The sequence below is a fragment of the Ruminococcus sp. AF17-12 genome, assembly GCF_003479245.1.
In the GTDB taxonomy this organism is placed as follows: domain Bacteria; phylum Bacillota; class Clostridia; order Lachnospirales; family Lachnospiraceae; genus Blautia_A; species Blautia_A fusiformis.
Window position 1 is genome coordinate 120,112 of record NZ_QUGY01000010.1, and the last position, 14,566, is coordinate 134,677.

The following is a 14,566-nucleotide window of genomic DNA, read 5'->3' on the forward strand; positions in this document are numbered from 1 at the left end:
CAGCAGAGGAGACATATGGGAAAGATTTTTTACATTATGGGAAAAAGCTCTTCCGGTAAGGACAGTATTTACAGACAGCTGGAGGGGAATCAGGAGCTGGGGCTTAAGCGGCTTGTGATCTATACTACCCGTCCGATCCGGGATGGAGAGGAGAACGGAAGAGAATATTTTTTTGCAGATGAGAATAAACTGAAGGAGTTCCGAAGAAACGGGAAGCTGATCGAGGCGCGTACTTATCAGACAGTTTACGGGCCGTGGACATATTTTACTGCGGATGACGGGCAGGTGTCTGTGGGTAATGACAGCTATCTGGGGATCGGTACACTGGAGTCTTTTGTGAGGCTCCGGGAGTATTACGGCAATGAAGTGATGTGGCCTATTTATATAGAGGTGGAAGACGGAGAGCGTCTGGAGCGTGCGCTTGCCAGGGAGAAGACCCAGGAGGTGCCGAAGTACGAGGAGATGTGCAGGCGTTTTCTTGCAGACCAGAATGATTTTTCCGAGGAAAATATTCTTAAAGCAGGTATATGGAAGCGTTTTGAGAATCATAATCTGGATGAATGTGTGAAGGAGATCGTAAATTATATAAAATCTGTACAATAAGGAAAAATAGTTTTTTTTATACAGAAGATTATGTTATAATTAGTTGAAAGATGTCCGCCGGGTATAACGGAGGGCACAAAAGGCAGAAAGAGGTGATTCTTATGGCAGGATTTCATGACATCATCGGCCATGACGATATAATCAGGCATTTGAAGAATGCGATAGAGACAGGGAAGGTATCCCACTCTTATATTTTTACAGGGGAACCGGGATCCGGCAAGAAGCTTCTTGCGGGGACTTTTGCGGCAGCGCTGCAGTGCGAATCGGGAGAGTCTGAACCGTGTATGACTTGTGATTCCTGTAAGAAGGTGATCGGCAAGAATCATCCGGATATCATTACAGTAACTCATGAGAAGCCTGGAAGCATCAGCATTGACGAGGTGCGTGACCAGGTTGTGCGTGATGTGGATATCAAGCCGTACTGCAGTCCGTATAAGATCTATATCATTCCGGATGCGGAGATGATGACGGTGCAGGCGCAGAATGCCATTTTGAAAACTATCGAGGAACCGCCGGAATATGCGGTGATCATGCTGCTGACAAGCAATATCGACAGTCTTCTTCCTACGATCCGTTCCAGATGTGTGCGTCTGGATCTGAAGGTGGTGGATGACAGTCTTGTGAAGGAATATCTGATGGAGCATCTTCAGGTGCCGGATTATCAGGCTGAGATCGATGCGTCTTATGCGCAGGGCAGTATCGGCAAGGCGAAGGAGGCTGCGACTTCTCAGGAGTTTGCGGATATGACTGCCAATGCCCTGAAGATTTTGAAATATGCCAATTCCATGGAGGTTTATGAGCTGACAGAGGCGATCAAGACTTTGACTGCTGATAAGAATAATATCAATGATTATCTGGATATTTTCCAGTTCTGGTTCCGCGATGTTCTGATGTTTAAGGCAACAAGGGAAATTGACAACCTGGTTTTTAAACAGGAGATTAATTTTATCAGAGAGCAGGCCAGCGAGCGTTCTTATGAGAATATCGAAAAAATCCTTGAGGCACTGGAGAAGACGAAGGTGCGTCTCCGTGCCAATGTTAATCTCGAACTTGCCCTGGAGCTCCTGTTCCTGACAATTAGGGAGAAATAGAATGGAAAAGGTAGTTGGAGTCAGATTTCGTAACGTTGGTAAGATTTATTATTTTAATCCTAAGAATTATAAGGTGAAGGTCGGCGATCATGTGATCGTGGAGACTGCCCGTGGTGTGGAGTATGGCCGTGTTGTCCTGGAGCCGCGCAGCGTGAAGGAGGACGAGGTAGTCCATCCGCTGAAGGAGGTTCTCCGTGTTGCAACGAAGGAGGACGAGGACCATGAGGCTGAGAACCGCCAGAAGGAGAAAGAGGCTTTTAAGATCTGCAAGAAGAAGATCCGTGAGCATGGGCTTGATATGAAGCTGATCGATGCGGAGTATACCTTTGATAATAACAAGGTGCTGTTTTATTTTACAGCGGATGGCCGTATTGATTTCCGGCAGCTGGTTAAGGATCTGGCGTCTGTGTTTAAGACCAGGATCGAGCTTCGTCAGATCGGTGTCCGTGATGAGACGAAGATCCTTGGCGGTATTGGTATCTGTGGAAGGACGCTTTGCTGTCATACGTATCTTTCGGAGTTTGCGCCGGTTTCCATCAAGATGGCGAAGGAGCAGAATCTTTCTCTGAACCAGACGAAGATTTCTGGTGTCTGTGGTCGTCTGATGTGCTGTCTGAAGAATGAGCAGGAGACTTATGAGGAGCTGAACCGGAATCTTCCGGGTATCGGTGATATGGTAACGACGCCGCAGGGTGTTTCGGGTACGGTCCAGAGTGTGAATGTTCTCAGGCAGATGGTTAAGATCGTGGTTGAGGTGAATGACGAGAAGGAGATCCAGGAGTTTCCGGTCCGTGATCTGAGGTTCCGCCCTAAGAGAAAAAAGGGTAAGGGTGGTTCTGCTGACCACGAGGAGAAAGAGGTTAAAAAGGGAGATTCGAAGCCGAATGAGAAGTGATCTGGTTTATTGCGGTGAGCGTGTGGATGATCTTCAGAATGGGTTGTTTGTGATCCAGGATCCGAAGAAGTTTTGCTTTGGGATGGATGCGGTTCTGTTGTCTGGTTTTGCCCGGGTGAAGAGGGGTGAGGTTGCGCTGGATATGGGGACCGGTACGGGGATCATTCCGATCTTGCTTTCTGATCGTACGGATGGGGAGCATTTCACGGGGCTGGAGATCCAGCATGAGTGTGCGGAGATGGCTGACCGTAGTGTGAGGTATAATGGTCTTGAGGACAGGGTTCGGATCGTTGAGGGTGATATCAGGGAGGCTGCCGGGATTTTTGGGGCGGCTTCTTTTGATGTGGTGACGTGTAATCCGCCGTATATGATCGGGCAGCATGGGTTGACGAATCCGCATCTTCCGAAGGCGATCGCGAGGCATGAGATTTTGTGTTCGTTTGATGATGTGGCTTGTCAGGCTGCCCGGGTCCTGAAGGACCGGGGGCGGTTTTTTCTGGTGCACAGGCCGTTTCGGCTGGTGGAGCTGATGGCGACTTTGACGAAGTATAAGCTGGAGCCTAAGAGGATGCAGCTGGTGTATCCTTTTATTGATAAGGAGCCGAATATGGTGTTGATCGAGGCTTGTAAGGGCGGGAATTCCAGGATCCGGGTTGAGCGGCCGCTGGTGGTTTATGAGCGGCCTGGGGTTTATACGGAGGATGTTTTGGAGTTGTATCGGATGGTGTGAATGTTGTGATGTTGTGGCTTAGGGTGGCTGCCCCGGTTGTGAGAGATTGGGGTGGCTGCTCGGGAGGTTTTGGGCCATCGGCGCTGCGCTGGATGGCTGGGAGGTAGTGGTGGCTGTGGTACTTCGGTTGGTGAAGGGACGGCGAGGGGAGGCAGGCTGCTGGTGGTGACACGCTGCGCCCCCTGCTCGGCTGCGGCGCCGGTTTGCTGCCATTCGCGCAAACTCGCTTCGCTCAAACAGTGCGCTCGGTGGCAGCAGCTATCCTCACCTCGCTGACGGGGGCTCCGCTAACGTCACCACCAGCAGCCTGCCTCCCCTCGCCTGAGATTCAAAGCGAGAGATCGCAACGCATAGTGCGCTGAGTATCGAAGCATACAGACACCTTGCCAGAAGTGAATCACTGAGAAAGTGAAGAAATAAAACAACATCGGCACAGCGTAGTGCGCTGAGTATCGAAGAATACAGACACCTTGCCAGAAGTGAATCACTGAGAAAGTGAAGAAATAAAACAACATCGGCACAGCGTAGCGCGCTGAGTATTGAAGAATACAGGTACTTTGCCAGAAGCGAACCACAGAGAAACAGAAGAAATAAAACAACATCGGCACAGCGTAGTGCGCTGAGTATCGAAGAATACAGACACCTTGCCAGAAGTGAATCACAGAGAAAGTGAAGAAATAAAACAACATCGGCACAGCGTAGTGCGCTGAATACCGAAGCATACAGACACAAGTCAACAAATAAGAACAACGAATCCCTTGCACTACTTAAAAAAAGCCCAAGGGGTGTGCAGAGGGGGCGCGGCTTTGCGGCCCCTTTGCGGTTTTCAAAGTTCCCAAACTTAAACAACCCCCCGCGGTCAAGCGGAATAACCCCCACGGTCAAGCGGAATATCCCCCGCGGTCAAGCGAAACAACTCCCCCACGGCCAAGTGGAAAAAACTCCCCGCGGTCAAGCGAGAAAAGAGGAAAATATGAAACAAAACGGAAAACTATACTTATGCGCCACCCCCATAGGAAACCTCGAAGACATCACCCTTCGAGTACTAAGAACCCTTCGGGAAGTGGACTTAATCGCTGCGGAGGATACCCGCAACAGCATAAAACTTCTGAATCATTTTGATATAAAAACCCCCATGACCAGCTACCACGAATACAATAAGATCGATAAGGGCCATGTCCTCGTGGAAAAGCTGCTGGCGGGTACAAACATTGCGTTGATCACAGATGCAGGTACTCCGGGTATCTCAGACCCCGGGGAGGAGCTTGCCGCCATGTGTTATGAAGCCGGAATTGAAGTGACTTCACTTCCGGGTCCTGCTGCCTGTATCACTGCTCTGACTTTGTCAGGCCTGCATACCAGGCGTTTTGCTTTCGAGGCTTTTCTTCCGGCGGATAAGAAAGAACGAAAAACGATCCTGGAGGAGCTTTCCTGTGAAACCAGGACTATTATCCTGTATGAGGCACCTCACAGGCTTGTACGGACTCTTGGTGAGCTCAGAGAGGCGCTTGGCAACCGCCGGATGACTCTTTGCAGAGAGCTGACCAAGAAGCATGAGACGGCATTCCGGACTACGATCGATGATCTGATGGATTTTTATAAAGATGAGAAGCCGCTGGGTGAGTGTGTTCTTGTGATCGAGGGCAGGAGCCGCAGTGAGATGGAGGCGGAGAAGCGTGCTTCCTGGGAGGAGATTTCCATTGCGGAGCATGTGGCGATGTATGAGCAGCAGGGGAATTCCAGGAAGGATGCCATGAAGCTTGCTGCCAAGGATCGTGGTGTTTCCAAGCGGGATATTTATAAGGCGCTTCTGGATGGAGAAGATTCTGCTGAATGATCAGGTGTAATTGTGGTACGGATCGTAGGTAACGTGATCGTGGATGATTGAATAAGCTGCATACTGTGACCAAGGATTTTTGGGAACGTATGTGGCTTTTTTTTGTGGTAATAAAAAGTACTGTGCGGATTTTGTCGAAATGATTTGCTTGCAGTATAGACCATATTGTGCTGTATTTTGAGATTGCATTTAATAAGATACTTTTTTGCCTGTATTTCCTATGATTTTGCGTGGAAATACAGGCTTTTTTGTGCTATAATAAACTCTGTATTCGTATGTAAAAAATATTTATTTTACAGGTATAAATGACACTTCCGGAGCGGGTTTGAGAATTGCTTTCTGCAAAATGAAAATACAGTATTTCCTGAAATTAAAAGATCAGTTTATCTTGTTCAGGATTTGATGTAATGATTTCTGAAGCTGCTATGGTTCTGCAGAAATGAATTTTCAAACACGTCCGGACGACAAGAACAGGAGGAATGACATGGGCGCAGAGAATACAGAATACGGCGCGGATCAGATCCAGATCCTGGAAGGACTGGAAGCCGTACGTAAGAGGCCTGGAATGTATATCGGAAGTACCTCCAGCCGTGGACTTCATCATCTCGTATATGAGATCGTGGATAACGCAGTCGATGAAGCACTGGCTGGTTTTTGTACGGAGATCCATGTAGATATCAATCCGGATAATTCCATTACAGTTACAGATAATGGTCGTGGTATTCCGGTTGGCATCAATCATAAGGCAGGTATTCCGGCAGTTGAGGTTGTATTTACCATTCTTCACGCAGGCGGTAAGTTCGGCGGTGGAGGATATAAGGTTTCCGGTGGTCTTCACGGTGTTGGTGCATCTGTTGTAAATGCACTTTCCGAATGGCTGGAGGTTACCATCTACCGAGAGGGTAAGGAATACAAACAGAGATATGAGCGTGGCAAGACTATGTACCCGCTGAAGGTGGTAGGTGACTGTGATCCGGGGCTTTCAGGAACGAAGGTTTATTTCCTTCCGGACAAGGAGATCTTTGAGGAGACTGTTTATGATTATGATATACTGAAACAGAGACTTCGTGAGATGGCTTTCCTGACTAAGGGTCTTCGTATCGTTCTGGAGGATAAGAGAGAGGGACAGGAGCGCGAGAAGGTATTCCACTATGAGGGTGGTATCCGTGAGTTTGTAAGCTACCTGAACAGAAGCAAGGAGGCTCTTTACCCGGAGATCATTTACTGTGAGGGTGAGAAGGACGGCGTGTCTGTAGAGGTTGCGCTGCAGCATAATGACTCCTATACAGAGAACACCTATGGCTTTGTAAACAATATCAATACACCGGAGGGCGGTACACACATTACCGGTTTCCGTAATGCAATCACCAATACATTTAATGATTATGCACGTAAGAACAAGCTTCTCAAGGACAGTGAGCCGAACTTAAGCGGTGATGATATCCGTGAGGGCCTGACTGCGATCGTCAGTGTTAAGATCGAGAATCCGCAGTTTGAGGGTCAGACCAAGCAGAAGCTTGGAAACAGTGAGGCAAGAGGTGCGGTAGACAGTGTCGTAAGTAAACAGCTGGAGATTTTCCTGGAGCAGAATCCTGCAGTTGCCAAGGCTACCGTTGAGAAATCTGTTCTTGCACAGAGAGCCAGAGAGGCAGCCAGAAAGGCACGTGACCTTACAAGAAGAAAATCCGCACTGGACAGCATGTCGCTTCCGGGAAAGCTTGCAGACTGTTCTGACAAGAATCCGGAGAACTGTGAGATCTATATCGTAGAGGGAGATTCCGCGGGCGGTTCTGCCAAGACAGCGAGAAACCGTGCCACACAGGCGATCCTTCCGCTGCGTGGTAAGATCCTGAATGTTGAGAAGGCACGTCTGGATAAGATTTACGGAAACAAAGAGATCAAGGCAATGATCACTGCCTTCGGAACCGGAATCCATGAGGATTTTGATATTTCCAAGCTTCGTTATCACAAGATCATCATTATGACCGATGCCGATGTTGACGGTGCACATATCGCAACACTGCTTCTGACCTTCCTGTATCGTTTCATGCCGGAGCTGATCAAGCAGGGATATGTATACCTGGCGCAGCCTCCTCTCTATAAAGTGGAGAAGAACAAAAAGGTATGGTATGCATATGACGATGATGAGCTGAACAATATCCTTACCGAGATCGGACGTGACGGAAACAATAAGATCCAGCGTTATAAAGGTCTGGGTGAGATGGATGCCGAGCAGCTCTGGGAGACTACTATGGACCCTGAGAAGAGAATCCTTCTCCGTGTGACCATGGACGAAGCTGCCACATCTGAGATCGATCTGACATTTACCACTCTTATGGGAGACAAGGTAGAGCCAAGACGTGAATTTATCGAAGAAAATGCAAGATTCGTTAAGAATCTTGATATCTAGGAGAATAAAGAAGAATGGAAGATAATATTTTTGACAAAGTCCACGAAGTGGATCTGGAAAAAACGATGAAGGAATCTTACATCGACTATGCCATGAGTGTTATCGCCTCACGAGCTTTGCCTGATGTAAGAGACGGTCTGAAGCCGGTACAGCGCCGAGTTCTGTACTCTATGATCGAGCTGAATAATGGTCCTGACAAGCCACACAGAAAATGTGCGCGTATTGTCGGTGATACCATGGGTAAATATCATCCGCACGGTGACAGCTCCATCTATGGTGCGCTGGTCAATATGGCTCAGGAATGGTCCACAAGATATCCGCTGGTTGACGGACATGGAAACTTTGGTTCCGTGGATGGTGACGGTGCGGCTGCCATGCGATATACAGAGGCACGTCTCAGCAAGATATCCATGGAGATGCTTGCTGACATCAACAAGGATACGGTTGATTTTCAGCCGAACTTTGATGAAACAGAGCGTGAGCCGGTTGTGCTTCCGGCACGTTTTCCGAACCTTTTGGTAAACGGTACTACAGGTATTGCGGTAGGTATGGCAACCAATATTCCGCCGCATAACCTTCGTGAAACTATCAATGCAGTTGTTAAGATCATTGACAACATTGTAGAAGAAGACAGAGAAACAGCTATGGAGGAGCTTCTTGAGATCGTAAAGGGACCGGACTTCCCTACAGGAGCGACCATCCTCGGAACGAGAGGAATCGAGGAAGCTTACCGTACCGGACGTGGCAAGATCCGTGTCCGTGCGGTGACGAATATCGAGACTTTGCCAAACGGTAAATCTCGTATCGTGGTTACCGAGCTCCCGTACCTTGTAAACAAGGCACGTCTGATCGAGAAGATCGCAGAGCTTGTCCGTGACAAAAAGATCGACGGGATCACAGACCTGAACGACCATTCCAGCCGTGAGGGTATGCGAATCTGTATTGATCTTCGTAAGGATGCCAATGCCAACGTGATTCTGAATCTGCTTTACAAGCATACACAGCTGCAGGATACTTTTGGTGTGATCATGCTTTCTCTTGTTCCAAATCATGGAAGTATGGAACCGAAGGTTCTGAACCTGAAAGAGATGCTGGAGTACTATCTGGAGCATCAGGAGAATGTAGTTCGCAGAAGAACACAGTATGATCTTAATAAGGCACAGGAGAGAGCCCATATTTTGGAAGGTCTTCTGAAGGCACTTGATAATATTGATGAAGTGATCCGCATCATCCGTGGTTCCCGCAACGTACAGATCGCCAAGCAGGAGCTGATCGACCGTTTTGAGCTGACAGATGTGCAGGCACAGGCGATCGTGGATATGCGTCTCCGTGCATTGACAGGTCTGGAAAGAGAGAAGCTGGAGGCTGAGTATGCAGAGCTTATGGAGAAAATCCGCAAGTTCCAGGCAATCCTTGCTGACCGCAAGCTCCTTCTCCGGGTGATCCGTGAGGAGATCCTTGCCATTGCAGAGAAATACGGCGATGACAGAAAGACTTCCATCGGATACGATGTATATGATATCTCTACAGAGGATCTGATCCCGAGAGAAAATACAGTGATCGCAATGACAAAGCTTGGTTATATCAAGCGTATGACCGTTGACAACTTCCGCAGCCAGAACCGTGGTGGCAGAGGAATCAAGGGTATGCAGACGATTGAGGATGACTATATCGAAGAGCTTCTGATGACGACGACGCACCATTATCTCATGTTCTTTACTAATACAGGACGTGTATACAGACTGAAGGCATATGAGATCCCGGAGGCCGGTCGTACAGCTAGAGGAACTGCGATCATCAATCTTTTGCAGCTTGCACCGGGAGAAAAGATCACAGCTGTGATCCCGCTTCGTAAATATGAAGAGGGTCATTATCTGATGATGGCCACCAAGAAAGGCCTTGTGAAGAAAACTCCGATCAAGGATTACGAGAATGTCCGTAAGACAGGTCTTACAGCAATCGTTCTTCGTGATGATGACGAGCTGATCGAGGTTAAGGCTACTGATAATAATAAAGATATTATTCTTGTGACCAGGGACGGACAGTGTATCCGCTTTAAGGAAACGGATGTCCGCAGCACAGGCCGTGCGTCCATGGGAGTAAGAGGTATGAATCTTACTGACGGTGATGAAGTTGTTGCCATGCAGCTGAACACTCAGGGAGATTATCTGCTTGTAGTTTCCGAGAACGGAATGGGCAAACGTACAGCTATGAGTGAGTTCGTTGTCCAGAACCGTGGCGGTAAGGGTGTGAAGTGCTACAAGATCACCGAGAAGACCGGAAATGTTGTTGGCGCCAAGGCTGTCAACGAAGAGAACGAGATCATGATGATCACTACAGAGGGTATCATTATCCGTCTGCAGTGTGCGGATATCTCTGTTCTTGGAAGGATCACCTCCGGTGTGAAGATGATCAATCTTACAGAGGGTGTAACCGTTGCAAGTATCGCCAAGGTAAGAGATAAAGATCCGGAAGCAGATACAACTACCGAAAAAGCTGACGGAGAAACCGGCAATAACGAAGAAGGCTCTGCAGAGGAAGCTGTCACAGGCAGCGAAGAGGAATAAGGTCGAGGATAAGTCATGACGACGACAAAGAAAAAACGCAGAAAAAAATCAGTAAAGAAGCTGAAATACTCTAATAAAAAACTGAATTTTGTCCATATTGCGACACTGGCGGGGATCATTTTGATCCTGCTGGTGATCGTTCTGGCGGCCAGAGGTTGCGGAAAGATCAGCCACAGAACTCCGGAGGGGGTTGTGGAAGGCTACATCAAAGCGGCAGCAGCAGGCAAGAATAAAAAGATGCAGAGCTGTTACAGTGCGGATAAGTTATCGGATGAGGCGAAAACAGAGATTTCCTCCACGATAAAATATTTTCAGGCCCATGGAGTAAAGGATGTAAATATCGACAGCTGTGGCTCCATTTCTGAAAACAAAAATTATTCTTATGTTTATATCCGCTATAATCTTGTTCTGGAGAACGAGCAGGAATATCCATGTATCAGTACCTATCTTGTAAAGGTCCAGGACAAAAAGTATTATCTGTATGCGCCTTCTGAGATTTCAGATAAGATCAGCCAGCAGGCTGCCAAGGATTATCAGAAATTTATGACTACGAAAACCTATACAGATTATACAAAGGCTTATGAGGTTTTTCTGAAAAAGAATCCGGGATACGAGGATAAGATCGCAGGGAAACTGAACGGATAAAGCAGAGGCGGGAGGATGTAAGAATGAAGCGGATTTTGCTGATGGTGCTCAGAAATATAGTCTTTGTTCCTTACTGGTGGATCAAGCTTTGCTGGTATGCAGCGCATACAGATGATTATCCGGAAGAGAAGAAATACGCATTCCTGAGACTGATAGATGAGCATGCCATTGAAGGCGGAAATATCCATATTGATGTGCATGGAGCTGAAAATATCCCAAAAGAAAAGGGATTTATGTTTTTTCCGAATCACCAGGGACTGTTTGATGTGCTGGCGATCATCCGGGCATGCCCGGTTCCTTTTTCGGTAGTTGCCAAGAAGGAAGTTGGAGAGATTCCTTTTCTGAAGCAGGTTTTTGCCTGTATGAAAGCCTTTATCATTGACAGGGAAGACCTGAAGCAGTCCATGCAGGTCATTGTCAATGTAATACGGGAAGTGAAGGCTGGTCGTAATTATCTGATCTTTCCGGAGGGAACCAGAAGTAAAAACGGAAATCATCCGGGGCCGTTCAAGGGCGGCAGCTTCAAGACTGCCACCAAGACGAAATGCCCGATCGTTCCGGTTGCACTGATCGATTCCTTTAAGGCTTTTGATACCGGCTCTACAGAGAGGATCACCGTACAGGTGCATATCCTTCCTCCGATGTATTATGAGGAATACAAAGATATGCATACCACAGAGCTCGCAGAAGAAGTGAAGAGACGGATCGAAAAGGTGATCGAAGAGAATATTATGTAAAAAAGAAAAGACTTTGATGAAGTTGGAATAAAAACATCATCAAGGTCTTTTTTTTGTTGTATGTTTTATATAAAAACGAAACGTTTTATTTGTGAATTGTTGGGCATATACAACCAAAAGGTTTGATGATAACATAGAGGCATCCATACAATATAAATAAAAGATGTAAAGAGGACGAACAGATGAAAAAAGAAGAATACCTTTCTCTGATCGATGAGGTGATCGCACAGGGACCATACACGGATACCTGGGATTCTCTCTGTGAGCATCCTACGCCGAAGTGGTATGCAAGAGATAAATTCGGAATTTTTATCCACTGGGGTGTTTACAGTGTTCCGGCTTTCGGAAACGAATGGTATCCCAGAAATATGTATGTGAAAGGCTCTAAGGAGAACCTGCATCATACAGAGAAATACGGAACTCTGGATAAATTCGGCTATAAGGATTTTATTCCTCAGTTTAAGGCTGAGAAGTTTGATCCGAAGGAATGGGCAGCCTTATTTAAAGAGGCGGGGGCGAAATTCGTAGTTCCGGTAGCGGAGCATCACGATGGATTTCAGATGTATGCCAGTGACCTTTGTCGCTGGAACGCTGCTGAGATGGGACCGAAAAGAGATATTCTCGGAGATCTGAAGATAGAGGTTGAGAAAGAGGGAATGGTTCTCGGTGCTTCTTCTCACAGAGCAGAGCATTACTGGTTCTTTAATGGAGGTCGTCAGATCCCGGAGGCTGATGTCAATGATCCGGAATATGCGGATCTTTATGGGCCGGCAGCAGGAATCACCAGAGATATGAGTGATATTTATGACAATCCTCCGACAGAGGAGCATATGCAGGACTGGCTTGTCCGCACCTGCGAGATCGTGGATAAATATCAGCCATCCATCGTGTATTTTGACTGGTGGATCCAGCAGTATGCATGGAAACCGTATCTTCGTAAATTTGCAGCATATTATTACAACCGTTCTGCACAGTGGGGAAAAGAAACAGCTATTGATGCCAAATTTGACGCATATGTTTATGGCAGCGCAGTCAATGATCTGGAAAGAGGTCAGTTAGACCATATCACGCCGGATCTGTGGCAGAATGATACGTCTGTAGCTAAGAACTCCTGGGGCTATACCATTGGAAATGATTATAAGAAGCCTTCCGATGTAGTGCTGGATCTGATCGATGTAGTCAGCAAAAATGGTGCACTTCTTCTTAATATCGGACCGAAGCCGGATGGAACAATTCCGGAAGAGGATGCACATATCCTGAGAGAAATGGGAAAATGGCTGAAGGTAAACGGAGAGGCGATATACGGAACCAGATACTGGAAGATATTCGGAGAGGGACCGACGGTGGTTCCGGAGGGACATTTCACGGATACCTATGATAAGCACTTTACTTCTGAGGATATCCGTTTTACAAGTAAGAGCAATCATATTTATGCGACTGTTCTGCACTGGCCGGAGGATGGAGAGATCCATATCAAAGCTCTTGGCAATGATATGAAGCTTTTGAAATCCACGATCCGGGATATTGAGATCCTCGGAACAGATCTGCATCCGGCATTTGCGAGAAATAAAGAACTGGATATTTCCTGCGGAAGAGGGGTTATTGAGGCGGGAGATATGCCGGTGGTATTGAAGATCACAGTAGAATAGCTGTTGGGGGAAGCGAGTAAATTATAATGTCTTTTTGAAAGGACAGAAAGGATAAGGTATTTTAATTATGGGAGATGTAAGATTCACAGGAAACTGGAACTCTGTAAATGCACACACAGTTCCAAAATGGTATGAGGATTGTAAATTTGGAATTTTTATCCATTGGGGAATTTATTCCGTGCCGGCATTTGCACCGCATACATGGGAGCTGGGAGAGGTTGATTCCAAGGAATGGTTTGCGGATAATCCGTATGCAGAATGGTATTACAATTCTCTGAACATTGGAAAAGGTCCTACATATAAGCATCATATAGAAAAATACGGAAAAGATTTCAAATACGAAGATTTTATTCCTATGTGGAAAGCTGAAAACTGGGATCCGAAGCAGTGGGCAGAGATCTTCAAAGAAGCAGGTGCGGAGTATGTTGTTCTGACAACCAAGCATCATGACGGATTCTGCCTGTTCCCAAGTAAATATACACATTTCAATTCCGTAGAAATGGGACCGAAGAGAAATATCACCGGTGAGCTGACAGAAGCTGTCCGTGACGCAGGAATCCGCATGGGCCTGTATTATTCCGGACTGATCGACTGGCAGTATGCAAACGATCCTATTTTTGAGGATGATGATCTGTTTGGAACAGCCAGTCCGACATTTGCATATGCAGATTATTCCTATAATCAGATGAAAGAGCTTGTAGATGATTATGCACCGAGTGTGTTCTGGAATGATATCGGATGGCCGACACAGAGTGAAGAGATGATGCCGTATTTCTTTGCACATTATTACAATAAGGTTCCGGAGGGTGTGGTAAATGACCGTTTCAACGGACGTTATCATGATTTCCTTACTAAGGAATATAAAGCCGGTTCTGTAAACAGAAATGAGAAATGGGAGATGTGCCGTGGAATGGGCTTATCCTTCGGTTATAATGCCAACGAAGGCGATGACAAGCTGATCTCTGTTCCGGATCTGATCTCACTTCTTGTCGGAACAGTGGCAAATAACGGAAATCTTCTCCTGAACATCGGCCCGAAGGCAGACGGAACTATCCCGGAGGAGCAGGTAAGAAGACTGAAGATCCTGGGTGCATGGCTGAAGGTAAACCATGACGGTATTTACGGAACACGCTGCAGTGACCGTGAATCTGAGCTGCTTGAGAGTGGAATCGAGCTCCATTATACACAGAAAGACGGAAATCTGAATGTGTTTGCAGATCATCTGAAGGAAGGTGCCAATGAATTCCTGATCAAGGGCTATCACGGACAGCTGAGACCATTTGATCCGGCAGTGAAGGTAGAAACTGAAGATACTGCAGAAGGACTTCTTGTGAAGATCCCGGAATATAAAGAAGATATGTATGTGGTTGGATTAACCAACAGATTCTAAATGATGAACAGG

General features: G+C 46.9%; 11 protein-coding genes. All 11 read left to right on the forward strand.

Annotated elements, in window-relative coordinates:
- Nucleotides 1-15 precede the first annotated feature (15 nt).
- The 11 genes from DWW77_RS12120 to DWW77_RS12170 all read left to right on the forward strand — a co-directional run bounded on the left by DWW77_RS12120 (nucleotide 16) and on the right by DWW77_RS12170 (nucleotide 14,554).
- Nucleotides 16-603, forward strand: coding sequence for a nucleoside/nucleotide kinase family protein (locus DWW77_RS12120; protein ID WP_021651241.1), 588 nt, complete (start codon nucleotides 16-18; stop codon nucleotides 601-603).
- A 101-nt stretch (nucleotides 604-704) separates the two neighbouring features.
- On the forward strand, nucleotides 705-1,694 hold the full coding sequence (holB, locus tag DWW77_RS12125) for a DNA polymerase III subunit delta' (RefSeq protein WP_015526578.1): 990 nt from the start codon (nucleotides 705-707) through the stop codon (nucleotides 1,692-1,694).
- A 1-nt stretch (nucleotide 1,695) separates the two neighbouring features.
- Nucleotides 1,696-2,589 (forward strand): PSP1 domain-containing protein, encoded by an 894-nt coding sequence (locus tag DWW77_RS12130; RefSeq protein WP_021651243.1) that lies wholly within the window; start codon nucleotides 1,696-1,698, stop codon nucleotides 2,587-2,589.
- Nucleotides 2,579-3,319, forward strand: a complete 741-nt coding sequence (locus DWW77_RS12135) for a tRNA1(Val) (adenine(37)-N6)-methyltransferase (protein ID WP_059086497.1) — start codon at nucleotides 2,579-2,581, stop codon at nucleotides 3,317-3,319. Before DWW77_RS12130 ends, DWW77_RS12135 begins: the two co-directional genes overlap by 11 nt.
- A 973-nt stretch (nucleotides 3,320-4,292) precedes the next feature.
- On the forward strand, nucleotides 4,293-5,156 hold the full coding sequence (gene rsmI, locus DWW77_RS12140) for a 16S rRNA (cytidine(1402)-2'-O)-methyltransferase (RefSeq protein ID WP_092072414.1): 864 nt from the start codon (nucleotides 4,293-4,295) through the stop codon (nucleotides 5,154-5,156).
- Nucleotides 5,157-5,640: 484 nt separating this feature from the next.
- Entirely contained in the window at nucleotides 5,641-7,566 is a 1,926-nt protein-coding gene (gyrB, locus tag DWW77_RS12145; RefSeq protein ID WP_015526581.1) for a DNA topoisomerase (ATP-hydrolyzing) subunit B, read from the forward strand.
- 14 nt (nucleotides 7,567-7,580) lie between these two features.
- The gene (gene gyrA, locus DWW77_RS12150) at nucleotides 7,581-10,133 is read left to right on the forward strand and encodes a DNA gyrase subunit A (protein ID WP_118608772.1); all 2,553 of its coding nucleotides are present in this window, start codon (nucleotides 7,581-7,583) and stop codon (nucleotides 10,131-10,133) included.
- 15 nt (nucleotides 10,134-10,148) lie between these two features.
- Nucleotides 10,149-10,778, forward strand: coding sequence for a hypothetical protein (locus DWW77_RS12155; protein ID WP_021651690.1), 630 nt, complete (start codon nucleotides 10,149-10,151; stop codon nucleotides 10,776-10,778).
- 23 nt (nucleotides 10,779-10,801) lie between these two features.
- Nucleotides 10,802-11,515 carry a lysophospholipid acyltransferase family protein gene (locus DWW77_RS12160; RefSeq protein WP_118608773.1) on the forward strand — a complete coding sequence of 238 codons (714 nt, stop codon included), beginning with the start codon at nucleotides 10,802-10,804 and terminating at the stop codon, nucleotides 11,513-11,515.
- Between the two features lie 182 nt (nucleotides 11,516-11,697).
- Nucleotides 11,698-13,164 carry an alpha-L-fucosidase gene (locus tag DWW77_RS12165; protein ID WP_118608774.1) on the forward strand — a complete coding sequence of 489 codons (1,467 nt, stop codon included), beginning with the start codon at nucleotides 11,698-11,700 and terminating at the stop codon, nucleotides 13,162-13,164.
- A gap of 67 nt (nucleotides 13,165-13,231) precedes the next feature.
- A complete protein-coding gene (locus DWW77_RS12170; RefSeq protein WP_118608775.1) occupies nucleotides 13,232-14,554 on the forward strand; it encodes an alpha-L-fucosidase in 1,323 nt (440 codons plus the stop codon).
- Nucleotides 14,555-14,566: the final 12 nt, after the last annotated feature.

Coding starts and splice junctions, on each gene's coding strand:
- DWW77_RS12120 (WP_021651241.1), top strand. CDS start 16: ATGGGAAAGATTTTTTACATTATGGGAAAAAGCTCTTCCGGTAAGGAC.
- holB (WP_015526578.1), top strand. CDS start 705: ATGGCAGGATTTCATGACATCATCGGCCATGACGATATAATCAGGCAT.
- DWW77_RS12130 (WP_021651243.1), top strand. CDS start 1,696: ATGGAAAAGGTAGTTGGAGTCAGATTTCGTAACGTTGGTAAGATTTAT.
- DWW77_RS12135 (WP_059086497.1), top strand. CDS start 2,579: ATGAGAAGTGATCTGGTTTATTGCGGTGAGCGTGTGGATGATCTTCAG.
- rsmI (WP_092072414.1), top strand. CDS start 4,293: ATGAAACAAAACGGAAAACTATACTTATGCGCCACCCCCATAGGAAAC.
- gyrB (WP_015526581.1), top strand. CDS start 5,641: ATGGGCGCAGAGAATACAGAATACGGCGCGGATCAGATCCAGATCCTG.
- gyrA (WP_118608772.1), top strand. CDS start 7,581: ATGGAAGATAATATTTTTGACAAAGTCCACGAAGTGGATCTGGAAAAA.
- DWW77_RS12155 (WP_021651690.1), top strand. CDS start 10,149: ATGACGACGACAAAGAAAAAACGCAGAAAAAAATCAGTAAAGAAGCTG.
- DWW77_RS12160 (WP_118608773.1), top strand. CDS start 10,802: ATGAAGCGGATTTTGCTGATGGTGCTCAGAAATATAGTCTTTGTTCCT.
- DWW77_RS12165 (WP_118608774.1), top strand. CDS start 11,698: ATGAAAAAAGAAGAATACCTTTCTCTGATCGATGAGGTGATCGCACAG.
- DWW77_RS12170 (WP_118608775.1), top strand. CDS start 13,232: ATGGGAGATGTAAGATTCACAGGAAACTGGAACTCTGTAAATGCACAC.